General features: G+C 71.7%; 27 protein-coding genes and 1 pseudogene. 15 read left to right on the top strand and 13 right to left on the bottom strand.

Features of this window, described 5'->3' with window-relative positions; translation table 11 throughout:
• The first annotated feature begins 4 nt into the window (after positions 1-4).
• Together IE107_RS26355 and IE107_RS26350 are read left to right on the top strand one after the other, a co-directional pair.
• A complete protein-coding gene (locus IE107_RS26355; protein ID WP_189546828.1) occupies positions 5-1,174 on the top strand; it encodes a thiolase C-terminal domain-containing protein in 1,170 nt (389 codons plus the stop codon).
• Between the two features lie 151 nt (positions 1,175-1,325).
• Complete coding sequence (locus tag IE107_RS26350) at positions 1,326-1,991, top strand: pyridoxine/pyridoxamine 5'-phosphate oxidase (protein ID WP_189546827.1); 666 nt, start codon at positions 1,326-1,328, stop codon at positions 1,989-1,991.
• A gap of 119 nt (positions 1,992-2,110) precedes the next feature.
• Here IE107_RS26350 and IE107_RS26345 read toward each other — a convergent pair whose 3' ends face one another.
• Both IE107_RS26345 and IE107_RS26340 read right to left on the bottom strand, forming a co-directional pair.
• A complete protein-coding gene (locus IE107_RS26345) occupies positions 2,111-2,299 on the bottom strand; it encodes a ferredoxin (protein WP_189546826.1) in 189 nt (62 codons plus the stop codon).
• A gap of 43 nt (positions 2,300-2,342) precedes the next feature.
• On the bottom strand, positions 2,343-3,536 hold the full coding sequence (locus tag IE107_RS26340) for a cytochrome P450 (RefSeq protein ID WP_189546825.1): 1,194 nt from the start codon (positions 3,534-3,536) through the stop codon (positions 2,343-2,345).
• A gap of 214 nt (positions 3,537-3,750) precedes the next feature.
• Between IE107_RS26340 and htpX the strand changes: the two genes are divergently transcribed.
• The 4 genes from htpX to IE107_RS26320 all read left to right on the top strand — a co-directional run bounded on the left by htpX (position 3,751) and on the right by IE107_RS26320 (position 6,465).
• Positions 3,751-4,692 (top strand): zinc metalloprotease HtpX, encoded by a 942-nt coding sequence (gene htpX, locus IE107_RS26335; RefSeq protein ID WP_189546824.1) that lies wholly within the window; start codon positions 3,751-3,753, stop codon positions 4,690-4,692.
• A 65-nt stretch (positions 4,693-4,757) separates the two neighbouring features.
• Positions 4,758-5,342, top strand: coding sequence for a PspA-associated protein PspAB (pspAB, locus tag IE107_RS26330; RefSeq protein WP_189546823.1), 585 nt, complete (start codon positions 4,758-4,760; stop codon positions 5,340-5,342).
• Between the two features lie 79 nt (positions 5,343-5,421).
• Positions 5,422-6,009 carry a DUF1707 SHOCT-like domain-containing protein gene (locus IE107_RS26325; RefSeq protein WP_189546822.1) on the top strand — a complete coding sequence of 196 codons (588 nt, stop codon included), beginning with the start codon at positions 5,422-5,424 and terminating at the stop codon, positions 6,007-6,009.
• Positions 6,010-6,159: 150 nt separating this feature from the next.
• A complete protein-coding gene (locus IE107_RS26320) occupies positions 6,160-6,465 on the top strand; it encodes an Rv3488 family transcriptional regulator (RefSeq protein WP_189546821.1) in 306 nt (101 codons plus the stop codon).
• A gap of 47 nt (positions 6,466-6,512) precedes the next feature.
• Here IE107_RS26320 and IE107_RS26315 read toward each other — a convergent pair whose 3' ends face one another.
• Positions 6,513-7,787: an APC family permease gene (locus IE107_RS26315; protein ID WP_189546820.1), complete on the bottom strand. Its 1,275-nt coding sequence runs from the start codon at positions 7,785-7,787 to the stop codon at positions 6,513-6,515.
• A gap of 320 nt (positions 7,788-8,107) precedes the next feature.
• Between IE107_RS26315 and IE107_RS26310 the strand changes: the two genes are divergently transcribed.
• Complete coding sequence (locus IE107_RS26310; protein WP_189546819.1) at positions 8,108-8,386, top strand: SHOCT domain-containing protein; 279 nt, start codon at positions 8,108-8,110, stop codon at positions 8,384-8,386.
• A 64-nt stretch (positions 8,387-8,450) separates the two neighbouring features.
• Here IE107_RS26310 and IE107_RS26305 read toward each other — a convergent pair whose 3' ends face one another.
• Together IE107_RS26305 and IE107_RS26300 are read right to left on the bottom strand one after the other, a co-directional pair.
• Complete coding sequence (locus tag IE107_RS26305; protein ID WP_189546818.1) at positions 8,451-8,870, bottom strand: Zn-ribbon domain-containing OB-fold protein; 420 nt, start codon at positions 8,868-8,870, stop codon at positions 8,451-8,453.
• Positions 8,867-9,319, bottom strand: coding sequence for a DoxX family protein (locus tag IE107_RS26300; protein WP_189546817.1), 453 nt, complete (start codon positions 9,317-9,319; stop codon positions 8,867-8,869). The genes IE107_RS26305 and IE107_RS26300 overlap by 4 nt, the downstream gene beginning before the upstream one ends.
• A gap of 212 nt (positions 9,320-9,531) precedes the next feature.
• Between IE107_RS26300 and IE107_RS26295 the strand changes: the two genes are divergently transcribed.
• On the top strand, positions 9,532-10,719 hold the full coding sequence (locus IE107_RS26295) for a flavin-containing monooxygenase (RefSeq protein ID WP_189546816.1): 1,188 nt from the start codon (positions 9,532-9,534) through the stop codon (positions 10,717-10,719).
• Positions 10,720-10,839: 120 nt separating this feature from the next.
• Here the strand turns inward: IE107_RS26295 and IE107_RS26290 are convergent, their stop codons facing one another.
• The 3 genes from IE107_RS26290 to IE107_RS26280 all read right to left on the bottom strand — a co-directional run bounded on the left by IE107_RS26290 (position 10,840) and on the right by IE107_RS26280 (position 13,173).
• Positions 10,840-11,427 (bottom strand): Uma2 family endonuclease, encoded by a 588-nt coding sequence (locus IE107_RS26290; RefSeq protein WP_189546916.1) that lies wholly within the window; start codon positions 11,425-11,427, stop codon positions 10,840-10,842.
• Positions 11,428-11,476: 49 nt separating this feature from the next.
• Complete coding sequence (locus IE107_RS26285) at positions 11,477-12,436, bottom strand: helix-turn-helix domain-containing protein (protein ID WP_189546815.1); 960 nt, start codon at positions 12,434-12,436, stop codon at positions 11,477-11,479.
• A gap of 299 nt (positions 12,437-12,735) precedes the next feature.
• Positions 12,736-13,173, bottom strand: coding sequence for an ATP-binding protein (locus IE107_RS26280; RefSeq protein ID WP_189546814.1), 438 nt, complete (start codon positions 13,171-13,173; stop codon positions 12,736-12,738).
• Positions 13,174-13,336: 163 nt separating this feature from the next.
• Between IE107_RS26280 and IE107_RS26275 the strand changes: the two genes are divergently transcribed.
• On the top strand, positions 13,337-14,215 hold the full coding sequence (locus IE107_RS26275; RefSeq protein WP_189546813.1) for a helix-turn-helix domain-containing protein: 879 nt from the start codon (positions 13,337-13,339) through the stop codon (positions 14,213-14,215).
• A complete protein-coding gene (locus tag IE107_RS26270; protein ID WP_189546812.1) occupies positions 14,212-14,421 on the top strand; it encodes a DUF397 domain-containing protein in 210 nt (69 codons plus the stop codon). The genes IE107_RS26275 and IE107_RS26270 overlap by 4 nt, the downstream gene beginning before the upstream one ends.
• Before the next feature lie 79 nt (positions 14,422-14,500).
• Here the strand turns inward: IE107_RS26270 and IE107_RS26265 are convergent, their stop codons facing one another.
• Entirely contained in the window at positions 14,501-15,865 is a 1,365-nt protein-coding gene (locus tag IE107_RS26265; protein WP_189546811.1) for a COG1361 family protein, read from the bottom strand.
• 337 nt (positions 15,866-16,202) lie between these two features.
• On the opposite strand from IE107_RS26265, the gene IE107_RS26260 reads away from it, so the two are divergent.
• Positions 16,203-18,434 carry an acetate--CoA ligase family protein gene (locus tag IE107_RS26260; RefSeq protein ID WP_189546810.1) on the top strand — a complete coding sequence of 744 codons (2,232 nt, stop codon included), beginning with the start codon at positions 16,203-16,205 and terminating at the stop codon, positions 18,432-18,434.
• Positions 18,435-18,477: 43 nt separating this feature from the next.
• Positions 18,478-19,317, top strand: coding sequence for an enoyl-CoA hydratase/isomerase family protein (locus IE107_RS26255; RefSeq protein WP_189546809.1), 840 nt, complete (start codon positions 18,478-18,480; stop codon positions 19,315-19,317).
• Here IE107_RS26255 and IE107_RS26250 read toward each other — a convergent pair.
• Positions 19,314-19,520 (bottom strand): hypothetical protein, encoded by a 207-nt coding sequence (locus IE107_RS26250; protein ID WP_229867255.1) that lies wholly within the window; start codon positions 19,518-19,520, stop codon positions 19,314-19,316. The two genes, IE107_RS26255 and IE107_RS26250, sit on opposite strands and share 4 nt — an antisense overlap.
• A gap of 76 nt (positions 19,521-19,596) precedes the next feature.
• Positions 19,597-20,415, bottom strand: a complete 819-nt coding sequence (locus tag IE107_RS26245) for an SDR family NAD(P)-dependent oxidoreductase (RefSeq protein ID WP_189546808.1) — start codon at positions 20,413-20,415, stop codon at positions 19,597-19,599.
• A gap of 146 nt (positions 20,416-20,561) precedes the next feature.
• On the opposite strand from IE107_RS26245, the gene IE107_RS26240 reads away from it, so the two are divergent.
• Both IE107_RS26240 and IE107_RS35300 read left to right on the top strand, forming a co-directional pair.
• Entirely contained in the window at positions 20,562-22,022 is a 1,461-nt protein-coding gene (locus tag IE107_RS26240) for a sensor histidine kinase (RefSeq protein ID WP_373302499.1), read from the top strand.
• 34 nt (positions 22,023-22,056) lie between these two features.
• Entirely contained in the window at positions 22,057-22,743 is a 687-nt protein-coding gene (locus IE107_RS35300) for a response regulator (protein ID WP_229867254.1), read from the top strand.
• Here the strand turns inward: IE107_RS35300 and IE107_RS35295 are convergent.
• A pseudogene (locus IE107_RS35295) lies at positions 22,714-23,424 on the bottom strand (phosphatase PAP2 family protein); the annotation flags it as partial. The gene IE107_RS35300 and the pseudogene IE107_RS35295 overlap by 30 nt on opposite strands.
• 269 nt (positions 23,425-23,693) lie before the next feature.
• Between IE107_RS35295 and IE107_RS26230 the strand changes: the two are divergent.
• A complete protein-coding gene (locus IE107_RS26230; RefSeq protein ID WP_189546806.1) occupies positions 23,694-24,536 on the top strand; it encodes an IS5 family transposase in 843 nt (280 codons plus the stop codon).
• Positions 24,537-24,614: 78 nt separating this feature from the next.
• Here IE107_RS26230 and IE107_RS26225 read toward each other — a convergent pair.
• Positions 24,615-25,447 (bottom strand): WD40 repeat domain-containing protein (locus IE107_RS26225; RefSeq protein ID WP_189546805.1); only part of this gene is annotated, 833 nt, incomplete at its 5' end.

Genomic DNA, 25,447 nt, shown 5'->3' with positions numbered 1-25,447 from the left:
ATTCATGCCTTCTTCCCACCGCAAGGTCGCTGTCGTCGGCATATCCCTCGCCGACTGCGGACGCGTCGAGACGGCCACGCCGTACGCCCTGCACGCCCAGGCCGCCCGTCGGGCGCTGGCCGACTCGGGGCTGGACCGGTCCGTCGTCGACGGTTTCGCCTCCGCCGGACTCGGCACGCTCGCCCCGGTCGAGGTCGCCGAGTACCTGGGCCTGAAGCCGGCCTGGGTGGACTCCACCGCGGTCGGCGGTTCCACCTGGGAGGTGATGGCGGCCCACGCGGCGGACGCCATCGCGGCGGGGCACGCCAATGCCGTGCTGCTGGTGTACGGGTCGACGGCGCGCGCGGACATCAAGGCGGGCCGCCGGACCTCCAACCTCTCCTTCGGGGCGCGCGGCCCGCTCCAGTTCGAGGTGCCGTACGGGCACTCGCTGATCGCCAAGTACGCGATGGCCGCCCGCCGCCACATGCACGAGTACGGGACGACCCTGGAGCAGCTCGCCGAGGTCGCGGTCCAGGCGCGGGCGAACGCGGCGGCCAACCCGGACGCGATGTTCCGGAACCCGGTCACGGTGGACGAGGTGCTGTCGGGGCCGATGATCGCGGACCCGTTCACCAAACTGCACTGCTGCATCCGCAGCGACGGCGGCTGCGCGGTGCTGCTGGCCGCCGAGGAGTGCGTGGCGGACACGGCGAAGGCACCGGTGTGGATCCTCGGCACGGGCGAGCACGTCTCGCACTCCACCATGTCCGAGTGGGACGACTTCACGGTCTCCCCCGCGGCGGTCTCGGGCCGGCTGGCGTTCGAGCGGGCCGGGGTGCGGCCCGCCGACATCGATCTCGCCGAGCTCTACGACGCGTTCACCTACATGACGCTGGTGACGCTGGAGGACCTGGGATTCTGCGCGAAGGGCGAGGGCGGCGCGTTCGTGGAGAAGGGCCGGACCGGGCTCACCGGGGAGCTGCCGGTGAACACCGACGGCGGCGGTCTGTCCGCCTGCCACCCCGGGATGCGCGGGCTGTTCCTGCTGGTGGAGGCGGTACGCCAACTGCGCGGCGAGGCAGGCGAACGCCAGGTGCGCAAGGCCGGCGGCCGGCTCCCGGAACTGGCGGTGGCATCGGGGACGGGCGGCTGGTTCTGCTCGTCGGGCACAGTGGTGCTGGGGCGGGGGTGAGGGGCGGGCTCCGTGAACCGGCCGGGACGACGGTGAGAGCCCCCGCCAGCCCCTTGAAGCCGGCCGCGTTGCGCGTGGGGCCCTGTGTGTCCCGCTGCGCTGCAGCGATCGCCTCGCCCGCCCCGTGCCGGGCATGCGCTGCAATGGGGGCATGACCGACGCACACCAGAGCTTCCTGGACCTGCTCCACGCCCAGCGTGTCTGGGACGTGGAGCTTCCCGGCTTCGATCCGGCCGCCGCGCCGCCGGCCCCGCTCGCCCTCTTCCACCGCTGGTTCGCCGAGGCGGTGGCCGCCGGGCAGGCGGAACCGCACACCATGTCGCTGGCCACCGCGGACGCCGAGGGGCACCCCGATGTACGGACGCTGATGCTGCACGACGCGGACGAGCGCGGCTGGCACTTCGCCACCCACCGCACCAGCACGAAGGGCCGCCAGCTCGCCGCCCGGCCGTACGCGGCGCTCGGCTTCTACTGGCCTGCGCAGGGCAGGCAGGTGCGGGTGCGGGGTCCGGTGACCGCGTGCGCACCCGAGGAGAGCCTGGCCGATCTGCACGCCCGCTCGACCGGCGCGCTCGCCTCGGCGCTGACCGGCTCGCAGAGCGAGGTGCTGGGCTCCCGGGAGGAACTGGTCCGCACCGCCGACGCCGCCTGGGAACGGGCGCGGAACGAACCGGACGCGGAGGTCGCGAGCTGGACCCGGTACGTGGTCGAGGCGCGGGAGGTCGAGTTCTTCCAGGGCGACGCGGCGCGCAGACACGTACGGCTGCGCTACCGCAGGCAGGACGCGGCCTGGTCGCGGGAACTCCTCTGGCCGTGACTCCTCTGGCCGTGGAGCCGGCCGCAGGCCTCCGGCCCCGACGCAGCCGCCCGGCCCGCGGCCACGCCCGCCCGTGCCCGCACGGCACCCGCCGTACGGGCACGGCCCGGGACGGCCCGTCAGCCGACGGTGATCGCCTGCACCGGGCAGACCCGGACGGCCTCCTTCACCGTGGCGCCGTCGAGCGCCTCCTCGTAGCCGGGCAGCAGTTCGCTGAACCCGTCGTCGTCCTGCATGAACACCTTCGGCGCGGTGAGCGCGCACTGGCCCGCGCCGATGCACCGCTCCTTGTCGATACCGATCCGCATTCCGGCAGAGCCTTCCGGTCGCATTCCGATCACCATGTTCCGATCACCAGGTCACGGGGAGTTCGAGCAGCCCCTGGATGGTGTCACCGGGTTTGAACGGGACTTCTTCGGCGGGTATCGCGAGCCGCAGACCGGGAAAGCGGTCGAAAAGCGCCGGCAGCGCGATCTCCAGTTCGGCCCGGGCCAGGTTCTGGCCCAGGCACTGATGAATTCCGAACCCGAAAGCGACGTGATTGCGCGCATTCCGGCCGAGGTCCAGCTCGTCCGGTGACGGATATACGGTCTCGTCCCGGTTGATCACCGACGTGGTCAGGATGACGCCGTCCCCCGCACGGATGGTCACCCCGCCCACTTCGATGTCCTCGACGGCCACCCGGGAGATTCCGTCGGCGATGGACAGGAAGCGGAGCAGTTCCTCGACCGCCGAGCCCATCAGGCCCTCGGACTCACGCATCCGGGCCAGCTGACCGGGATGCTGGAGCAGTGTGAACGTACCGAGCGAGATCATGTTCGCGGTCGTCTCGTGCCCGGCGACGAGCAGGATCTGGGCCAGCCGCACCAGCTCGTCGTGGTCCACTCCCCCGGTCTCCAGCTGCTTAACGATGAGCTCGTCCAGCAGCCCTTCGCCCGGGGCGGCCCGCTTCTGCTCGATCAGCACGCGGAAGTAGTCGTCCAGCTCGTCCCGCGCCGCCTCGACATCCGCGGCCGCCGGACCGCGGAGCAGCTTGCGCGACTGCGCCTCGAAGAACTCGTGGTCCTCGTAGGGCACCCCGAGCAGGACGCAGATGACCATGGACGGTACGGGCAGGGCGAAGGCGCCGACCAGATCGGCCGGCGGGCCCTGCTCGGCCATCGCGTCGAGCAGCCGGTCCACGGTTTTGTGGATCTGCGGCCGGAGCGCGGTCGTCCGCTTGACCGTGAAGCTGGGGATCAGCATCCGGCGCTGGGCGTTGTGCTCCGGGTCGTCGACACCGAGCAGTTCGACGCGGCGCAGGCTGCTCGCGGCCAGCCGCTCGGCGATGAACGGGAACGCGGGGTTCTCCCGGTCGGACGAGAGCCGCTGGTCCACCAGGAGCGAACGCGCCTCGGCGTGCCCGGTCACCAGCCACACCGTGCGGCCGTCGAAGAGCTCGGCGGGAGACACGGGCCGCTGCCCCCGGTGCTCGCGATATCCCGTCGGGGGGTGGTAGGGACAGGTGCGGTTCTGCGGAAAGGAGACGGTCTCGGCGTCTGCCATGGCGGACCTCGCAAAGAGATGGGGGAGTCCTACCGATCTCCGCCCACTAGATGCCTCGGGCACCTAATGGGTCCAGGTGTTGTTCGGCCAAATCTCCTCGGGAAGATCCATTTTCCGCCCGCCGGGCCGGGCGGGCATTTCGAGCCACCCGGTTGCCTCCGCGTTCCTTGTGAAAGGGGCAAGATGGAAAGCATCAGGGTGACTGGAGGCGAAAATGAGCCGAACCCGTTCCCGCACCCGCGCCGGCGCGCGTTCCCGTTCCCGTTACGCCACGGACAGCGGACTGACCACACGCATGGTCGGCACCATGTTCCTGATCGGCCTGCTCTACGTGGTCCTGGTCGGCGTACTGCTCGCCGTGCTGCGCGGCGCCTGGCCGATCATTCTGATCTTCGTGGGCGGCATGTTCATCGCACAGTTCTGGTTCAGCGACCGCATCGCGGCGTTCAGCATGGGAGCCCGTGAGGTCACTCCGGAGGAGGCACCGGAACTGCACGGCGCCATCGACCGGATCTGCGCTCTTGCCGATATGCCGAAACCGCGCGTGGCCATCGCCCGGAGCGATGTGCCGAACGCCTTCGCGACCGGCCGCAGCGAGAAGACCTCTCTCGTCTGCGCCACCACCGGACTCCTGCGCAGGCTGGAGCCCTCGGAGCTGGAGGGGGTGCTCGCGCACGAGATGTCGCATGTCGCGCACCGCGACGTCGCCGTCATGACGATCGCCTCGTTCCTCGGCGTGCTCGCCGGCATCATCACCCGGGTCGCCCTGTGGGGCGGGCTCTCCCGCAACAGCCGCGCCAACGACCCGGTGGGCATCGCGATCATGCTGATCCCGCTGGTCAGCGCGGTCGTGTACGCGCTGAGCTTCCTGCTGACCCGGCTGCTCTCCCGCTACCGTGAGCTCTCCGCCGACCGCGCCGCCGCCCTGCTCACCGGCCGCCCCTCCGCGCTCGCCTCCGCCCTGACCAAGGTGACCGGCCAGATGGCCCGCATCCCGACCGAGGACCTGCGCAAGGCGGAGCCGTACAACGCCTTCTACTTCGTCCCCGCGTTCTCCTCCAAGGAGAGCCTGAGCCGGCTGCTCTCCTCCCACCCGACCCTCGAAAAGCGCCTGGACCAGCTGGCCCGCATCTCCGCCGAACTCGCCCGTCCGTGAGGAACGCCGCAGGGACGCCCACAGGAACGTCCGCCCGTCCGCAAGGAAAGCCCGAAGGAACGCCCATGGGTCTTCTCGACACCATCCTCGGCCGCAGCAAGCCGGTCCGTCCCGACCTCGACGAGCTCTTCGCCATACCCTCCGCCGCCCTCACCCTCCAGGCGGGCGCGGGCTTCACGCCGACCGGTCTCGGCTCGGTCTGTTTCGCGGGCGTCGAGGGCGGCGCCTTCGCGCGACTCCAGCAGGACGTGCGCGAACTGCTCGACGCCGACACCGGCCGCGGCGGCCTCCCGGTGGAGTTCAGCCAGGACGCGTACGGCTACACCTGGCTGCTCTCCCGCCGCCCGGCCGACGACACCGCCACCCTGGTCAACGACCTGCACGCGGTCAACACCCTGCTCCAGGACGGCGGGTTCGGCCCGCACCTGCTCTGCTCACTGGTCGGCTTCCGGGACGAGCGGAACCGTCCGCTGGCCATCGTCTACCTCTACAAGCGCGGCACGTTCTACCCCTTCGCCCCGCTGTCCGGCGGCGGCGAGAGGCGGGACAACCAACTGGAGCTGCAGATCAGGGCCGTACTCGGGGACGACCTGCGAATGGAGAAGGACCTGGCCCGATGGTTCCCGGTGTGGGGGGCGCCGGGGCTGTGACGGCGGCGGCATCCCTCGTGCGCACCGTCGGGGCTCCACCCCTGGGACCCTGAACTCCCCCGCCCGTATCATCGCTTCCATGACTGCTGAGCCCGCCCGTTCCGCCGCCCGTATGCGCGCTTCGGATGCCGATCGCGAGGCGGTGGTCGAGCAGTTGCGCGAGGCGGCCGCCGAGGGCCGTATCGACATGGACGAGCTGGACACCCGGCTCGGGCAGGCGCTCTCCGCCAAGACCTATGCCGAACTGGCCCCCCTCACCGAGGACCTGGTCCCCATCGAGGTGGCCACCGGTGAGCCGCTGGTCCTCAAGGGCGGCATACACGGCGCGACGCGTTCGGGCGTCTGGAAGGTCCCCCCGGTGATGCGTGCCCAGGGCGGCATCGGCGGCGTCCGGATCGACTTCACCCGCGCCGAGTGCCGGCTGCGCGAGATCGCGCTGGAAGTGCGCGGCGAGATGGGCGGGGTGAAGATCGTGATCCCGGAGGGCTGGACCGCGCACACCGACAGCCTGGACCAGGGACTCGGCGGCCTGAAGGACAAGACCACCGAGGAGCGGACCCCCGGTGCCCCGCTCCTCCGGCTGACCGGCTCCTGCGGCATGGGCGGTGTGGTCGTACGCCACCCGAACTTCCGCGAACGGCGCAAGCTGCGCGCCATCGAGTCCTGAGCCGCACCGATCCGCGACCGGCTCGCCCGGTACGGACCGGCGCTCTGCCCACGACCGGTTCCGGCGCGGCCGGCTGTCGACGGCGAGGTCCGATGCCCGGCTAGGATCGGGTGCCGATATCGGTTTCGTCACTGCCGGAGGTGGGCCAGAGTGCGGGAGTTCCAGCGAGCCGCAGTGCGGCTGCACATCCTGCACCACGCGGCCGAGGAGGAGATCCACGGCGCGTGGATGACCGGGGAACTGGCCCGCCACGGCTACCGGATCAGCCCCGGCACCCTGTACCCGACGCTGCACCGCCTGGAGACGGACGGGCTGCTGGTCTCCGAGCAGCGTGTGGTCGACGGCCGGGTCCGGCGCGTCTACCGGGCGACCGAGGCCGGGAAACAGGCCCTCGCCGAGGACCGCAAGGCGCTGAGGGAGCTGGCCCGCGAAGTCCTCGGCGACGAGGCCCTGTAGCTCGCCGACGGTCCGGTGCCCCGGCAGCAGCCGGGCACCGTCGAGCGTTACGGGGTGCGGGCGGTCACCGCGCGGCGGACCCCGTGGACGGCGGCGCCGAAGGCCAGCACCGCGGCCCCCGAGACGACCGAGGAGAGGGGCAGGGCGAAGGCCAGCACCAGGCAGCCGGCCAGCCCGACGGCGGGGATCAGCCGGTTGGGCCGTCCCTCGTCCTCGGCCAGCGTCCAGGCGGAGGCATTGGCGACGGCGTAGTAGGCGAGCACCCCGAAGGACGAGAAACCGATCGCCCCGCGCACGTCCGCCGTCGCTGCCAGCACCGCCACCGTGGCGCCCACCATCAGCTCGGCCCGGTGCGGCACCTTGAACCTCGGGTGGACGGCGGCCAGGGCGTGCGGCAGGTGGCGGTCCCGCGCCATGGCCAGGGTGGTGCGGGAGACACCGAGGACCAGCGCGAGCAGCGAGCCGAGCGCGGCCACGGCGGCGCCGACGCGCACGACCGGGGTTAGCCGGCCGGCACCCGCCGCCCGGACCGCCTCCGACAGCGGCGCCGCGGCCTCCGCCAGCCCCTTCGGGCCGAGGACGGTCAGGGCGGCAACCGCGACGACGGCGTAGACGACCAGAGTGATACCGAGGGCGAGCGGGATGGCCCGGGGAATGGTGCGGGCCGGATCGCGGACCTCCTCGCCGAGCGTGGCGATACGGGCGTACCCGGCGAACGCGAAGAACAGCAGGCCCGCCGCCTGGAGCACCCCGCCGACGGTGGCGTCCGACCCGATGTCCAGCCGGGCCGCCTCCGAAGCACCGGAGGTGAGGGTGGCGACCACCACGGCGGCGAGCACCGCCAGGACCACGGCCACGATGACGCGGGTGAGCAGCGCGGACTTGTGCACCCCGGCGTAGTTCACCGCGGTCACCGCCACCACCGCGGCCACCGCCACGGCATGGGCCTGATCCGGCCACACGTAGGAGCCGACGGTGAGCGCCATGGCCGCGCAGGAGGCGGTCTTGCCGACCACGAAGGCCCACCCGGCCAGGTAGCCCCAGAAGTCTCCGAGCCGTTCACGGCCGTAGACGTAGGTGCCGCCCGACGCCGGGTAGCAGGCCGCGAGCCGGGCGGAAGAGGTGGCGTTGCAGTACGCGACCGCGGCGGCGATCGCCAGGCCGATCAACAGCCCGGATCCGGCCGACCGCGCGGCGGGAGCGAGGGCGGCGAAGATCCCCGCGCCGATCATCGACCCCAGTCCGATCAGCACGGCGTCGGACACCCCGAGCCGACGGTGCAGTTCGTCCGGCCTCCCGGCGGCGGTCGACGGCTTGCTCATGGCCCACTCCTTCGGCGGCGCAGCCGCAGACGTTACGCACTCCGATATCGGGAGACGATACGTGAACCGGCTCGACCGCCGGCCACGCCCCGGGCCACGGATGCGCCCGATGTTCCCGGAAATGCTTGAACATGCGCCGGCCATCGCCTGCACCGACCATGAAGGGCAGGGGGCGACGCGGTCGACGGTGCGGGCCGACTGCCAGGAGGACACGGGGGCCGTTCGGCCCTCAAAGGTGCACCGGGATCCCCCTGCGCATCGAAGCCACCCCCGACGCATGCTGGAAACGGGGAGGGACATACTCCCGGAAGGTGATCGTCATGATCTGGTATCACGGCGGCTGGGGCTGGGGCGGCTGGTTCTTCATGGCCACGTTCATGGTGCTGTTCTGGGCGCTGGTGATCGCCGGGATCGTCGCGCTCGTCCGCTACCTCACCGGTGCCCGCCAAGACCGCCAGTCCGGACGGCCCCCCTCCTCCGGTGAGCCGGGATGGGGAAGCAAGCGGGCCGAGGACCTGCTCGCCGAGCGGTACGCCCGCGGGGAGATCGACGACGACGAGTACAAACGACGGCTTGCGCTGCTGCGGGAGCACCGGTGAACGCGGACCGCCGGCGCGGCACATGTCCCGGGCCGGACCCCGGCTCGTGTCCGGCGGGACGCGCTCAGCAGTCGCCGGGACGGAAGACCGGAATGGTCTCCTCCCCCTCCTCCCGCCGGAAGGCCACCCGCAGCGCCATGCCGATGGCGAGACGCGACTCCTCGCACCCCACGATCTCCGTCATCATCCGCGGCCCCTCGGCGAGATCGACCACGGCGGCGACGTACGGGACACGGGCACCGAACGGCGGCAGGTCGTTGCGGTGGACGACGGACCAGGTGTAGAGCGTGGCGTCCCCGCTCGCCGGCTCCCAGCCGACGTCCTCGCTCCAGCAGTGCGGGCAGAACTCGCGCGGGTAGTGGTGTGCCCGTGCGCAGGCGCGGCAGCGGCGCAGCAGCAACTGCCCCCGGGCGGCTGCCTCCCAGTACGGGCGACTGAAGGCGTCGGGCTCGGGAAGATCGAAACGTACGGCGGCCGCGGTCACAGGAAGAGTCCGATCGCTTCGTCGAGGGACCAGGTCTGCCAGGCCATCGCGAACAGCGCGACGAGCGAGATGAGCGCCATCATCGCGTTCTGCCCCTGCTCGGCCCAGTCGTGGATCATCAGCACCAGATAGAGAAGGTTGAGGAGGAGCCCCGCGACCAGCGCGACGGGGGTGAGGAAGCCGGTGACCAGGCCGAGCCCCAGGGCGAGTTCGGCGTACACGACCAGGTAGGCCATGACCTTGGGGCGCGGGGCGACGATCCGCCGGAAGCCGGTGCGTACGGCCGCCCAGCGGTGCTTGCCCGCGACGTCCGCGGCCCAGGCGATGCCCGTACCGCGCTCGAACCAGCCCTTCTTGTCCTTGTGCCGCCAGCTCTCCAGCCACCACAGGCCGAGGCCTATCCGGAGAACGGCGAGCCACTCGGCTCCGCCCAGCCAGATCGTCTGCATGGGGCCTCCCATGGCCTTCCGTTCACTGAATCTGACGGTACGTCAGTTCACCCGATGGCGAGCGGCTCGCGCAAGAGGTGTGCAGGGAGCGTCCAGGAACTGCGCAAGAAGTGGGCACGGTTCAACAAAGGGTTTACACGCGTGATCAATTCGCAATCGATTCCGGTCTTGACCGAGACCCATCAACCGGGCGCGCGATTACGCTCCGAACCATGCCCGACAGCGCACGTACCGCCGGTGGCTCCCTATCGGCCCAGCCCGGTCTCACCGAGGACCGGCCCGTATACGTCATCGGTGGCGGTCCGGGCGGTCTCGCCGCCGCGGCGGCCCTGCGCGAACTGGGCGTACGGGCCGTCGTGCTGGAGAAGTCCGGGAACGTGGGCGCCTCCTGGCGCCGCCACTACGACCGGCTGCACCTCCACACGACCCGGCGCCGGTCGGCGCTGCCGGGGCTCGCGATGCCGCGCCGGTTCGGACGCTGGGTGTCCCGGGACGACGTGGTGCGCTACCTGGACAAGTACGCCGAGCACCATGAGCTGGAGGTGGTGACGGGCGTCGAGGTGAACCGGGTCGACCGCGCCCCGGACGGCAGGAGCTGGCAGCTGACCGCGACCGGTGGCCGGGTGCTGACCGGCCGGGCCGTCGTCGTCGCCACCGGCTTCAACCACACCCCGCGCATCCCCGACTGGTCCGGCCTCGACTCCTTCACCGGCGATCTGGTCCACGCCTCCGAGTACCGCAACCCCGCCCCGTACGCGGGCAAGGACGTCCTGGTCGTCGGCATCGGCAACACGGGTGCGGAGATCGCCGTCGACCTGGTCGAGGGCGGGGCGTCCCGGGTACGGATCGCCGTGCGCACCGTGCCGCACATCGTGCGCCGCTCGACCGCGGGCTGGCCCGCCCAGTCGACCGCCGTCCTGGTGCGCAGGCTGCCGGTGAGGCTGGTGGACCGGGCCGCGGCTCTGATGGCCAGGGTCGCCGTGCCCGACCTCGCCGCGCAGGGGTTGCCGCGCCCGGACACGGGCCTGTACTCACGAGTCAAGGACGGCGCCATTCCGGTGCAGGACGTGGGCCTGATCAACGCGGTGAAGTGCGGCCGGGTGGTGCCGGTGGCAGCGGTCGAGTCGTTCGACGGGGACGCGGTGGTGCTGGCCGACGGCGAGCGGATCACCCCGGACGCGGTGATCGCGGCGACCGGCTACCGGCGGGGCCTGGAGGGGCTGGTCGGCCATCTGGACGTGCTGGACGCCCGGGGCCGGCCGGTGGTCCACGGCTCCCGCACCCCCAAGCAGGCGCCCGGCCTGTACTTCACCGGCTTCACCAACCCGATCAGCGGGATGCTGCGCGAACTCGCCCTGGACGCAAGGAAGATCGCGAAGCGGGTGGCGCGCCGGGGCTGAGGCCGGGCGTGGGGCTGAGGCCGGGCGCGGGGCTGAGGCCGGGCGCGGGGCTGAGGCCGGGCGCGGGGCTGAGGCCGGGCGCGGGGCTGAGGTCGGGCCGGGCGGTTCTGCCTGTGGGCGTCAGGCGTAGCGCGGCAGCCCGTCGGTCGAGATCGTCCACTCGCCGATGGTGACGTCCTCGCCGTACACGAAGTCCTTGCGGATCGCGTACCGAGGGCCTTCCGGCGTCGTGTGGATCTCGGAGAGAACGGCACCCGTGCCCGTGCGGGGATCGAAGACCGCGTAGACAGGGACACCGAGCAGTGGGTAGTCCCGCATCTTGCTGACCCAGTCGTTGTCCGGGTTGGACCGGGAGACGACCTCGATGGCGGCGATGAGCGTGCGGGCGTCGAAGGAACAGTCGATCTCCATGTCGGCCTCGGCGATCACCATGATGTCGGGGTGACGCATGATGCCCTGAGCCTCGTTCTCCACGTCGGGAGTCCCGGTGTGGGCCACCAGCTCTTCCGGCATCACCTTCTCCAGGCGCTTCCGCACGCGGAGTGCTGTCAGTTCGTGTAGTCCGGCGGGCGCCGTCATGTCGTGGACGATTCCTTCTTCGGTGATCTCGAACTTTCCGGGAACGTCGTCCTGCATCTGCTGGACGATGTCGCGCATGGCCCGGTAGTGGAGCGAATCCCGCTGTGCGTGGTCCGGGGCGTCGGCCATGGCGTGCGCTCCTCGTCTGCGCCTGGGGGCAAGGGTCGTCACGTTCATGCTAGGCGGCCTCCTTCTGGTCGGTTCGGCACTCACGGCAGTGGCCCGGCTCGGGCGCGCGGAAGGCCCGGTCGCAGCCGTCGCAGTTCTGCAGGGGGTCTCGGCGTGGCGCGGCCTCTTCGGCCGGCGCGGTGGGCAGGCGTGGTGGCAGGAGCGCGGTGAGGCGGTGGGCGAGGAGGCCCGCCGGGCGGGTCAGCGGTTCGGGCAGGTCCGCGACGAGGGTGCGGCGTACGGCGTCGGGGTGGGCGTCGCGTTCGAGCCAGGCGGCGACGGCGGGGGCCAGTCGGCGAATGTCGTCCTCGCCCAGCAGCAGCCGGGGTTCGTGGCGGCGCAGGTCCGCGAGGAGTCCGGTGGCCGCACGGTGGCGGTCGAGGTCGTGGGCCTGCGGGCGGGGAAGCGGAGGGCGCGGCGGTACGGGGGCGGGCTCACCGGTCTCCGGCCGGGACGCGGGGGCCGAAGTGGCAGGCGCGGGGGCGGGGGCGGGGGCGGAAACCGGTGCCGGAGCCGGTGCCGGAGCCGGTGCCGGAGCCGGTGCCGGAGGCTGTGACGGAGCCGGAGGCTCGGGGGTCAGGCGTACCGGCCGGGGGCGCGGCTTCGGCGCTGCGGCGGGGCACGCGTCGCCGACGGGCTGGTTGTAGGAGACCGTACGGGTGACGACCCGCCCGCTGGGCAGGCGTTCCCGAGTGCGCTTCAGGTAGCCGTGGTCCTCCAGCTCGCGCAGCGCGGCGGCGATCCGGGCCTCGCTCTCCGGGAAGCGGTCGGCGAGGAACTTGATGCCGATCCTCGCCCCGACGGGCAGCGACTGGATGTGGGCGGCGAGCCCGATCGCGGTGAGGGACAGCTCGCCGTGCTGGGTGAGGTGATTGCCCACGACCGTGAAGCGACTGGTGTGCCGGGTGTTGCTGTGTACGACACCGGATGACGGGGCGCGCGAGGGCGCGCTAATCTGCGGGGTATCCATCAGGAAGCTCGATTCTTCCTCGTTGGTCAGGCCCTCGTTCAGGATTGCCGTCCTGGCGGGGGCCGTCGCACGTCTGGGGTTGTGTGGCGAGCATATGCCAGCCAACCGGCCTCATCTCCAGTCGAGTTGGGGAAGCTCACCCGTGTGGGTGACGGGGCGGGGTGGGGTCGGGTTGGGAAGGTTTTCTCCCCGGTTCTTGGATCTTTGACGTCGCGCACGACCGCGTCGCGGCCCCCCACGTCGTGGTTCACCGAGTCGCCGTTCACCGGGTCGCGGCTGCCGCGATCCGGTGGAGCCGGTCACCGTACGAGGTCGAGTTCGGCCCAGACCGTCTTGCGCGGGAACGGGCCGGGGACGATGCCCCAACGGTCCGCGAGCGCCCCGACGATGAGCAGACCGCGCCCGTGCTCGGCGTCGTCGGCGGGTGTCGTACTCGTACCTGGGCCGGGCGGAAGAAACTCGCCCCGGGCGTCGCTCACCTCGATCCGCAACAGCGCGTCACCGTGCACCGCGAGGCCCAACCGGAAGTCCCGGCCCGCCACTCGGCCGTGGACCGCGGCATTCGCGGCCAGTTCGGCGACGATGTGCGCGGCCGGCTCACAGGCGATTCCCCAGTCCCCCAGATGCGCCGTGGCCAGCAGTCGGGCGAGCCGGGCACCCCGGCGCGTGGACGAGAGCAGAACGGTGAACGCACGGGTGGGGGCGGCAAGTTGAGGTTGAGTGATTTCTCGATTCACATCACTCAGCGTGGTCGGGTCTGCATACCGTGAACAGCGACAAAGCCCTTACGTACGGTAACTGTCCCGGGCTTGTCCAGTGCTGTCCTGGCTGTCCGGGGTGACGGGCCGGGGACAGAGGGGGTTGGGGAGAAAAGGCACGCACAGCAGAAATGGGGCACGGATGAGCGTGGATGGGGCCGGTACGGAACACACTGACGGCGGAGCGGACGAGTCCGGCTGGGACGTCGACCCCGACGACGAGTCGGGCCTGGCGGTGCTCGCCGCGGTGGGCCGCCAGATCAAGGCATGGCGGGAGTCGGCGGGCATGCGGGCCTGCGAGTTCGGCACGGCGATCGGGTACGGGGAGGACCAGGTCTACAAGGTGGAGGGCGGCCGCCGTATCCCCCGGCCCGAGTACCTGGACAGAGCGGACAAGGTACTGGGCGCGAGCGGAAAGCTCTCCGCGATGAAGGAGGACGTGGCGGAGGTCCGGTACCCGAAGAAGATTCGGGACCTGGCGAGGATGGAGGCGAAGGCTGTTGAGCTGGAGGCCTACCACAACCACAACATCAATGGTCTTCTGCAGACCGAGGAACACATGCGGGCCTTGTTCGCATCATGGCTCCCCGCCTACACACTGGACGAGACGGACCGTGTAGTGGCTGCGCGTCTGAATCGCCAATCCATCTTTGAGCGGGAGCCTCTTCCTTCGATCAGTTTCGTACAGGAGGAGGTGACGCTCCGCCGCCCGGTTGGGGGCACAATGGTCTGGCGCCGACAGCTCGAACATCTCCTGGAAGTGGAGCGGTTGCGAAACGTGGCTATCCAGGTGATGCCGACTCAGTGCGAGGAACACCCCGGGACAGGCGGGCTGATCGAGGTGCTGAAGTTCCCCGATGGCACCGCTGTGGGGCGTTCCGAAGGAGCATTCAGCGGTCGCCCGGTCTCCGACCCCAAGCAGCTCAGGATCCTTGAGTTGCGCTATGGGATGATCCGGGCCCAGGCTCTTACGCCACGGAAGTCGCTGGCCTTCATCGAGCACCTACTGGGAGAGACATGATCCGCAACCCCCCTGTCAGGGACACTCCCGAGCTGAAGTGGTTCAAGAGCAGCTACAGCAGCAGCGGCGACGGAAATGACTGCATCGAGGTCGCGGCCACCCCGGGCACGATCCACGTCCGTGACTCGAAGAACATTTCCGACCCCTGGCTCGCCGTCACGCCCATGGCATGGACGGACTTCGTGAACTACGCGTCCACGAACTGACGGGCGTCGGTGACTGCCCCGCGCGGGGCGCGGCCGGGAGGACCGGTCGCGCCCCGCGCTCGCGTTTCGGGGGCGTCGGTCAGGCCGTGGGCGTGGCGTTCAGCACGAGCTGGGCCGTGTTGTTGGCCGGCTGTGGGTCGAACGGGAAGGTCGCGGGGCTGGAGCCGCCGGTGGTGAGCATGACCCGGCCCGTCGCGTCGGGGACCACCCGGTCGATGCGCAGCTGGAACGGGAGGGAGCGCGTCGTGTCCGGCAGGGCCCAGTACGGCATCTCACAGCTGTACCGCGGGGCGCCCGTCCGCTGCGGGTAGTAGCCGCCGCTCAGGGTGCGCGGCTCGCAGTCGGCGGGGGCGGAGGTGACGGTGGCGCCCTCGGGGACGGTGAGGTCGACGGCCGCGACCGGGTCGCCGGAGCCAAGGTTGCCGATCCAGGCGGGGCCGTTGTTGCGGAAGCCGAGTTCGGCGGTGACGGTCTCCCCGGCACCGCCCGTGACCTGGGCGCCCTGTGCCGCGAAGTCCGCCGTGTTCACCGCGCGGAAGGAGGCAATGGTGTAGTTGTCCTCGTCCCAGAGGTCGGCGGCTCCGTTGCCGGGCTCGACGCTGATGTCGAGCCGCTCGGTGTACGCGTGTGCGGCGAGGGCGACCTGCAGCGGCGTCGGGAGCGCGAAGGAGTCACCGGGCTCGATGACCTGGTCGAAGGAGCAGGTGGCCTGGGACATCGGGGCGTAGTCGCCGCCGGTCGTCCCGTACGTGCACTCGGCGTACTTGGTGAGGAAGTCGAGCCCGTACGAAGCGGTGAAGCTGACGGTGAGACCCTCGGACCGCTCGCCGCCCTTGTTCGTCACGGCGAACGGTACGGTCCGGACGGCGCCCGGCTGGAGGCCCTTCACCGGGGCGATCTCCCCGAGGGAGAGGTCGGGGCCCGAGCCGACGGTGACCGTGGTGTCGAACGAGTCGCGCGGGGCTTCCAGCGTGCCGTCGGGCCCGCCGGTGGCGACGGCGGCGTAGGTGATCCGGCCCTGTGCGCCGACCGCGGCGCCGTCGGCGACGCGGAGCGTGAGGTGGACCTGCGGGCTGTAGGTGTCACCGATGACGGGCACCTCGGGGACGGTGCACAGGGCCGTGGTCCCGGTCGGGGCGCAGTTGTCGGGCCAGGTCACATCGGCCACTCCGGCGACACCGGAGATGTCGACGGAGAGCCGGCCGTCGGTGACGGCGAAGTTGTCGTTGTCGTGGTACAGCCCGATGTCGAGCGGACTGCCCTCCGACGCATCGCCGCCGAGCTGGAGATTCTGCTCGTTGGGCGCCTGTATCCAGAGCTGGTCGGTCTGCTCCTGCGCGAACGCGGGAGCCGCGAGTCCGGCGGTGAGCAGTCCGGCGGCTGCGGCAGCTGCGGCGGCGCGGACGCCGAGGCGCGCGGTGCGCCGGGCGGAGACGGGTTTCATGTTTCCCCCAGTGACGGGCCAAGGATGGCGAACGACGGCCGGTGCGTCCGGCCGGTTCGTTGGACACTCAAGATCACCGGGAGGTTGTACGACGGGGCGTGCGGCCGTCGACCACTGTCAGGGAGGCCCGGCCACTGCCCGGGAGACCTTCGGCGGAACCCTGAAGGCCGTCCCTCGCCCGCACCGCCCCGCCGGGCTCCCGGCTCCGGCTCCCGCCCAGCCTTTGCCTGCACGACCATTCCTGACGAGCCGTCAGTTCAGTAACCTGACAGAGCGTCAGCTTTTTGCTGGCCCGGCACGATCACCCGACGGACCTAGAGCAGGAGTGGGCGGAACGATGCTTGGATCGACTCACGGCACCCTCACCACCGACTTCCGCGCCAGGGTGGTGGCCTGCGGCGAAGAGCCGCACGCCGCCGTCCACAGCATGACGGTCGACGCCGCCGCGGCCTCCGTCCTGGACGTCAGCGGGCGACCACTGCACGCGGCCGTACCGGACCTGGACCGGTTCTTCCGACCCGGGTCCGTGGCCGTCGTCGGCGCTTCCGACACCGAGGGACGGCCCAACACCGGCATCACCCGGCAGCTGATCGACTGGGCCGAGCGGGTCGGGGCGCGGCTGTATCCCGTGCACCCCACCAGGGAGTCCGTGTTCGGGCGTGCCTGTTCTCCTTCCGTCGCAAAGCTGCCGGAGCAGGTGGATCTGGCGGTGCTGCTGGTCGGTGATCCGCTCCCGGTGATCGAGGAACTCGCGCAGGCCAAGGTACGGTTCGCCGTCGCCTTCGCCTCCGGGTTCGCCGAGACCGGGGAGGAGGGCGCCGCCGCCCAGGCGCGCCTGGCCGCGGCGGTGGAACGGTCGGGGCTGCGGCTGCTCGGGCCGAACACCAACCTCAACGCCTTCGAGAAGTTCCGGGACGATCTGGACGGGCCGGCCATCGCGCTGATCACCCAGTCCGGTCATCAGGGCCGCCCCGTCTACACCCTTCAGGAGCTGGGTGTGCGGCTCTCGCACTGGGCTCCCACGGGCAACGAGGCGGATCTGGAGACCGCCGACTTCATCTCGTACTTCTCACAGTGCCCCGAGGTCGGAGCCATCGCCTGTTATGTGGAGGGGCTCAAGGACGGGCGCTCCTTCCTGCTGGCCGCGGACCGGGCCGCGCGGGCCGGCGTTCCGGTCGTGGCGGTCAAGGTGGGACGTACGGAGACGGGGGCCAGGATGGCCGCGTCACACACCGGCAAGCTGACCGGCGCCGACCAGGTGGTGGACGCGGCGATGCGGCAGTTCGGGGTGATCCGGGTGGACGGGCTCGACGAACTCCAGGACACCGCGGCCCTGCTGGCGCGGGCACGGAAGCCGCAGGCCGAGGGCGTCGTCGTGTATTCGATCTCGGGCGGCACGGGCGCGCACTTCTCGGACCTGGCGACCGGGGCCGGGCTGAGCCTGCCCACCCTGTCCGAGGCGAAGCAGCGCGAGCTGCACGAGTGGATTCCCGACTATCTGAACGTGGCGAACCCGGTCGACAACGGCGGCCATCCGGTCGGCGACTGGCGCGGCCGGAAGATCATCGACGCGATACTCGCCGACCCCGGTGTCGGCGTGCTGATCTGTCCGATCACCGGCCCCTTCCCCCCGATGAGCGACAAGCTCGCGCAGGACCTGGTGGACGCGGCGGAGAGCACGGACAAGCTGGTGTGCGTGGTGTGGGGCTCGCCCGTGGGGACGGAGGAGGCGTACCGCACGACGCTGCTCGGCTCGTCCCGCGTCGCCACCTTCCGTACCTTCGGCAACTGCATCACCGCCGTGAAGGCCTACCTGGACCACCACCGGTTCGCCGCTTCCTACCGCTCCCCCTTCGACGAGGCGCCCCGTACGCCCTCGCCCTCGTTCCGCAAGGCGCAGGCGCTGATGCGTCCGGGCCATCAGCTGAGCGAGCACGCGGCGAAGCAGCTGCTGCGGGCGTACGGAATCCGCGTACCGCGCGAGCAGTTGGTGACCAGTGCCGCGGCGTCCGTCCGGGCCGCGGGGCTGGTCGGCTACCCGGTGGTCATGAAGGCGTCGGGCGCCCACCTCGCCCACAAGACCGAACTGGGCCTGGTGAAGGTCGGGCTCACCTCCGCGAGCCAGGTGCGGGACGCCTACCGCGAACTGACCGACATCGCGCGGTACGAGGGCATCGAGCTGGACGGGATCCTGGTCTGCCAGATGGTCGAGCGGGGCGTCGAGATGATGGTCGGCGTCACCCAGGACGCGCTGTTCGGGCCGACGGTGACGGTCGGGCTCGGTGGCGTACTGGTCGAGGTGCTGCACGACGCGGCGGTGCGGGTGCCGCCGTTCGGCGAGGACCAGGCGCGGTCGATGCTGGGCGAACTGCGCGGCCGGGCCCTGCTGGAGGGGGTGCGCGGCGGTCCGCCGGTGGATGTGGACGCGCTCGTCGAGGTCGTGCTGCGGGTGCAGCGGATGGCGCTGGAGCTGGGCGACGACCTCACCGAACTGGACATCAACCCGCTGATGGTGCTGGGCCGGGGGCAGGGTGCGGTGGCGCTGGACGCGCTCGCCGTATGCCGCTGACCGGCCCCACCACCGCCCGACCCACCTGATCAGGAGCTGCCCCATGCCGTCCTCCCCCGAAGACATCACCGAGTCCGCCGAGTCCACCGACCCGCTGCATTCATTGGTACTCCACACCACTGACAACGGCGTCTCCTGGATCACGCTCAACCGTCCCGAGGCGATGAACGCCGTCACCTGGGAGCAGCGGGAACGCGTCATCGGCCTGCTCGCCGGGGCCTCCGCCGACCCGGCGGTCCGGGCCGTCGTCCTCACCGCCACCGGCCGCGGTTTCTGCGCGGGCGCCGACCTGCGCGGTGCCCCGGCGACCGGCGAGCGGGTGCCGGGCGATGTGGCCCGTACGATCCGGATCGGCGCGCAGCGGCTGATCGCCGCGGTCCTGGACTGCGAGAAGCCCGTCGTCGCGGCCGTCAACGGCACGGCGGCCGGCATCGGAGCCCACCTGGCGTTCGCCTGCGATCTGGTGCTGGCCGCCGAATCGGCGAAGTTCATCGAGGTGTTCGTACGCCGGGGTCTTGTGCCCGACGGCGGCGGCGCGTATCTGCTGCCGCGGCTGATCGGCCCGCAGCGCGCCAAGGAGCTGATGTTCTTCGGCGATTCGCTCCCGGCGGCGGAGGCGGAACGCCTGGGGCTGGTCAACCGGGTCGTGCCGGACGTGGAGTTGGCCAAGACGGCGCGGGCGTGGGCGCAGCGGCTGGCCGAGGGTCCGACCCGCGCGATCGCCCTCACCAAGCAGCTCGTCAACGCGTCCATGGACGCCGACCGGTCGACGGCCTTCGCCGCCGAGGCCATGGCCCAGGAGATCAACATGACGACGCAGGACGCCAACGAGGGCGTGGCGAGCTTCGTGGAGCGGCGGGCGCCGAAGTACCGGGGAATCTAGGCGGTGTCGGCCCAGGTCCCGTCCACCCGCCCCTCGATCTGCCTGCGGACGACCCTGGCGGCCCGCTCGTGGTCCCAGGCCGGCCTTACGGGCTCGATGATCCCTTCGATGATCTGGGCACGGCCTCCGCGGATCCGCTGCACCGCGAACTTCAGAGCACGTTCGGAATCGATGCCCTGGCCGTAGTCGGACGCACCGGTCATTCGGGGTCTCCTCCCGCTCAGCCGGTCCGACGACTCAGAGTAGCGGGCCGCGACGGGGTGCGGTCGTCGGGTGCGCTCACCCCGGGGCCATGCGGCTGAGGGATTCCCAGGCGCGGTACTGCTCCTCGCGGGCGCGGTTCATCTCCAGGACCATGTCGAACGACCGGTCGCCGAGGATCAGGCGGCGCGGCGGGTCCGGCAGTGCGGCCAGTTCCAGGAGTGCGGGGGCCGCCTCGCTCGGGTCCGGGCCCGCGTCGTCGCCCCACATCTCCGTCAGGCGGGTGCGCAGCTCGTCGTAGGCGGGGTCGGGTGCGGTCGCCGTGGTGCCGGAGGTGAACAGGCCCGTGGCGTAGCCGCCCATCTGTACGTTGGTGACCTTGATCCCGAACTGCTCGACCTCCATCGCCAGCGCCTCGCTGACCGAGTCGAGCGCCGCCTTCCCGGCGCTGTAGAACCCGACGGAGGCCATGCCGCCGCCGCTGCCCATCGACGTGATCTGGAGGAGGCGCCCGCCCCGGGCGCGCAGGTGGGGGATCACGGCCTGGGCGACCCAGACGGCGCCGAAGAAATTGACGTCGAGGTGGTCGCGGATCTGCTTCTCGGTGGCCTCCTCGACCATGCCGTACAGCAGACCGCCGGCGTTGTTGACCACGACGTCCAGGCCACCGAAGGCCGCCGCCGCCCGGTCCACGGTCTCGAACACGGCCCGGCGGTCGGAGACGTCCAGGGAGAGCCGCAGAAGTGCGTCCGGGTACTTCTCCGCGAGATCGGCGAGCGGCCCGACGTCGCGGGCGGCCGCCACGACCCGGTCACCGGCGGACAGGGCGGCCTCGCTGAAGGCACGCCCCAGACCACGGGAGGCACCGGTGATGAACCACGTCCTGGCATGGGGCACGGAGAACCCACTCCTCTCTCTGACGAGACGGAACGCTCCGTCTCGTCAGAGACCCTAGCCGACCCCGCGTCCCCGGCGCCAGGGAAATGGGCAACGGTGACTTTCGGCAGTGTCGGGCCGCTGCCCGGCTGCGTACGGTCGTCCGGGTGAGCAGGGTGAGCAGGGTGGACAGGGCGATGGCCGGTGGTGCGGTCCGGCGGGCCGTCGTCGTACGCGGGAATCTGCTGGCCGTCGGCGCGGCGGTCTGTGTCGGGCTGAGCGCGGTCAGCCCGTGGTGGGCGCTGCCCGCCGCCGCTGCGGCGTTCTTCACGGGCCGGGAGCCGGGGCGGACCGGGCCCGTGCTCCTCGTGCTCGTCGCGGTGGTGGTGGCCGGCGGGGTGGTGACGGTGGCCCTGGTGCCCTCCTGGCTGCTGATGGCGGGGCGGTTCGTCGCGGTGGTGGCGGTGGCGGCGATGCTGCCGTGGTTCGCGGGGCGCTTCTGGCGCCAGTACCAGGAGCTCGTCCGGGCGGGCTGGGAGCGGGCCGCCCGGCTGGAGCGCGAGCAGCGGCTCGTCGCCGAACAGGCCCGGTCCCGTGAACGGGCCCGGATCGCCCAGGACATGCACGACGTGCTCGGGCACGATCTCAGTCTCATCGCCCTGTCGGCGGGCGCCCTCAAGCTGGCCCCCGGACTGGACGAGGCGCACCGGGCCGCGGCCGGGGAGATCCGGGCCCGCGCGGCCGCGTCCGTGGAGCGGCTCGGCGAGGTGATCGGCCTGCTGCGCGAGGAGGCGGACGACGAGCCGCCGCAGCCGCCCGGCACCGGCATTCCCCGGCTGGTCGAGGAGGCCGCGGCCGCCGGGCTCGCGGTCGGCCTGCGGGTCGAGGGGGACGCCGACGCCCTGCCCCCGCCGGCCGCGCGCGCCGCCCATCGGGTGGTCCAGGAGGCCCTGACCAACGCGGCCAAGCACGCGCCGCAGGCGCGGGTGGACGTGCGGGTGACGCATACGGCCGAGGAGACGACGGTACGGGTGGAGAACGGGCCAGCCCCCGCACCGGCCCGCGCCGAGGACGTACCGAGTACCGGGCGGGGACTGATCGGGCTCGACGAACGGGTGCGGCTGACCGGCGGCACCTTCACCCACGGCCCGTACGAGGGCGGCTTCGCGGTCACCGCACGGATCCCGCACACCCCGCCCGCCGGGCGCCCACCCGCCGCGCTCCGGGCCACGCCCCGGCCCGCTCCCCCGGCCCTGCCCCCGGAGCACCGGCACGCCCGCAGCCGCGCCCGCCGGGCGCTGGCCCTCGCGGTGGTGCTGCCCCTGGTGGCATGGGCGGGGCTGAGTGGCGCCCTGATGGCCTGGGACATCCGCTCGGCCCAGCTCTCCGTGCTGGACCCCGGCGACTACGCCCGGCTGCGGGTGGGCCAGGATCGGGAGGCGGTCGAGCGGCTGCTGCCCGACCGGGAGACCACGCAGCGGCCGGTGGCCGGGGAACCGACGGGAGAGGGCATCACATGCGCGTACTACGCGATGACGGCGGACCGCTTCGACGACCGGTCCGGGGACGCCTACCGGCTCTGTTTCCGGGACGGCCGGCTGATGTCCAAGGAGGCTCTGACCCCATGAGCGCGCCCCATGCAGAAGGGACGGTGAGCGGACGGTGATCCGGGTACTGATCGCCGACGACGAGGCGATGATCCGCGCGGGGGTGCGCTCCGTGCTGTCCACCGATCCGGACATCGAGGTCGTCGCCGAGGCCGCCGACGGGCACGAAGCGGTGGAGCTGGTGCGCCGCCACCGTCCGGCCGTCGCCGTGCTCGACATCCGGATGCCCGGGACGAACGGCATCGAGGCGGCGGCCGAGATCCGGCGCACCGTGCCGGAGACGGGGGTCGTGATGCTCACGACCTTCGGTGAGGACGACTACATCCTCCAGGCGCTCGGAGGCGGCGCCGCCGGTTTCCTGATCAAGTCGGGCGAGCCCGAGGAACTGATCGCGGGGATCCGCGCGGTGGCCGGCGGGGCCGCCTATCTGTCACCGAAGGTCGCGGCGCGGGTCGTCGCCCATCTCTCGGCGACGGACGCGGGCACCCTGGCCGGCCGCCGTGCCGCCGCCCGCGAACGGGTCGGCGCTCTCACCGCCCGGGAACGTGACGTACTGGCCTTCCTCGGCAGCGGGCTGTCCAACGGACAGATCGCCCGGCGGCTCCATCTGGTGGAAGGGACGGTCAAGGCGCATGTGAGCTCCATCCTGGCCCGGCTGGGCGTGGACAACCGGGCCGCGGCGGCCGTCGTCGCCCACGAGGCCGGAATCGTCGCGCCCGCGCAGCCGCCGCTCGATCGCTGACGCCGCACGCCGGCCGAGCGGCAGGAACGCGAGCAGTACGGCCGCCACCACCGAGGCCCCGAGGACCGCGCCGGCCAGCACGTCGTGCGGGTAGTGCGCCCCCACCATGACCCGCAGCACGGCCGCCGCCGCACCCACCGGCAGGGTGAGGGCGGCCAGGCGCGGGCGCAGCACGGCCAGGCCCACCGCGAGGCCGACGGCCAGGGTCGCGTGGTTGCTCGGGAAGGACCAGTCGCCGGGCGGCGGGCACTCGGCGGCCGTCTCCGCGATGCCGCGCAGGGCCCGGCAGGGGCGCTCCTCGTCCACCACCAGCTTCGCCGCCTCGCTGACCGCGTACGCCGCCACGGTGCCGATGCCCGTGAGCACGGTGCCGGCGGACATCCGGGTGTCCCCCCGGCGCACGGCGCTCCACCAGGCCCACACCAGCAGCAGGCCGAGGACCACGAGGGTGCCGTCGGTCGCCGCCTCCAGCAGCGGCCCCGTCCAGGAGGGTGCGTCGGCCACCGCCCGGTTCACCGAGCGGTAGACGGAGGCCGAGGCGCCGCCCGTCACCTTCACGGCACGGTCCGTGCCCAGCCCGCCCGGGGCGAGCGCCAGGACGGCCGCCGCCCCCGCGGCCAGGACGACGCAGGCGAGCAGGGGCCGCCCGGTCCGGTTTCTGCTTCCGGTTTCTCGACTCATGGGCCATGAACCTAGGAGCGTCGGGGGTCGCGGACCCGGGCCGAACGGCAGGGCTCACCCCTGACGATCGTCAGGGGTGAGCCCTGCCCGGGACCACGGCCCGGACCACTCGTCCAGGCCCGCCGCCCCCGAGGCCGGGACGACGCAGGCAAGGAGCGGACTTTTAGAACCTACGCGGATAGGCGGGTTGGGGATCCCTGGTAGCTAGAACCGGGACTGCTCTCGATGATCATGGAGTGGTGACGTTCCGTGATCGCTGAGGGGGGTTTGTGCCTGTTCTGCCTTCGTGGCTGAGTGAGCCGTTGTGGGAGCAGTTCGCTGCGTTGCTGCCGAAGCGGCCGGTCTTCGATCCGGGGCATCCGCTGGGCTGTCACCGGCGCCGTGTCGGTGACCGGGTCGTCTTCGACAAGCTGCTGCAACTCCTGCGGTTCGGCTGCTCCTACCAGGCGATAGCGGATGCGACCTGTTCGGCCACGACGATCCGGGCCCGCCGGGATGAGTGGATCCGGTTGGGTGTGTTCGCCCGGCTGAAACAGCTCGCGCTGGAGGCGTACGACCGGATGGTCGGGCTGGTTCTGGGCGAGATCGCCGTCGACGGATGCATCACCAAGGCGCCCGGGGGTGGTGAGGTCGCGGGGCGCTCGCCGGTCGACCGGGGCAAGCAAGGGCTGAAACGCTCCGGCCTGGTGGACGGATACGGCATCCCTCTCGGTCGCATCCTGGCCGGGGCTAACCACCACGACTCACCCCTGCTCGCCCCGACCTTGGACCTGCTGACCGCCCTCGGACCGCTGCCCGAGGAGATCACCGTGCACCTTGACGCCGGCTACGACAGTGCCGGCACTCGCACCCTGCTCGGCGAACGTCGCCTGCACGGGCAGATCGCCCGCAAAGGTGAGAAGGCGCCGATCCAGGCCGGCGGGCGGTGGCATGTGGAACGCACTCATGCCTGGCAGAACGCATTCCATCGCCTCGCCCGCTGCCACGAGCGTCGTGCAAAGGTCATTGACGCGCTCTTCGACCTTGCCGATGCGATCATCACCGTCCGCAGCCTTATCCGCCGGGTGTGGACCACGCACCGCTGGCACACCCGACCCCACCACCGCCTTTGAACAGCTGATGCCGACACGCCCCCGGGCTTCGGCCTCCGCGTGGCAGGTGCCCAGGGGTATGTCGTGTGTGGGGGCTGGTCAGGAGGGGGCCAGGACTGCCACCTCCCAGCCGAACCCCACCACCAGTCGGCCATCCGAGGTGACGGCCACGGCGTGCACCCCTGCGGGAAACACCAATTCCGGTCCGACCTGCTGGCCAGTAGCAAGGTCCCACACCCGCACCGTCTTGTTGTAGCTACCGGTGACGGCGACCAAGCGGCTCTCCACCACGGTCGTCGCCACGGCCCCAACCCAGTCGGTGTGGCCGGTCAGGGGCTCGCCGACGGGTCGGCCGGTGGCAAGGTCCCACACCCGCACCATCCCATCATCGCTGCTGGTGACAGCAACTGGACGGCCTTCCACCACCCCGGTCGCCACCGCCCGTACCAGGTCGGTGTGGCCGGTGAGGGGCTCGCCGAGGGGCCGGCCGGTGGTCAGGTCCCACACCCGCACCGTCTCATCCCAGCTGCCGGTGACAGCGACCGGGCGGCCTTCCACCACCCCGGTCGCCACCGCCACGACCAGGTCGGTGTGGCCAGTGAGGGGCTCGCCGACGGGCTGGCCGGTGGTCAGGTCCCACACCCTTGCTGTCTTGTCGTCGCTGCCGGTGACGGCGACCGGGCGGCCTTCCACCACGGTCGTCGCCACGGCCCCAACCCAGTCGGTGTGGCCGGTCAGGGGCTCGCCGACGGGTCGGCCGGTGGCAAGGTCCCACACCCGCACCGTCTCATCCCGGCTGGCGGTGACGGCAACCGGGCGGCCTTCCACCACGGTCGTGGCCACCGCCGACACCTCACTGGTGTGGCCGGTGAGGGGCTCGCCGACGGGTCGGCCGGTGGCAAGGTCCCACACCCGCACCGTCTTATCCCAGC

This window comes from Streptomyces gelaticus (genome assembly GCF_014649535.1).
Taxonomy (GTDB): Bacteria; Actinomycetota; Actinomycetes; order Streptomycetales; family Streptomycetaceae; genus Streptomyces; species Streptomyces gelaticus.
Note: the sequence above shows the minus strand (reverse complement) of the source record. Positions and strands in the feature narration are given on the sequence as shown.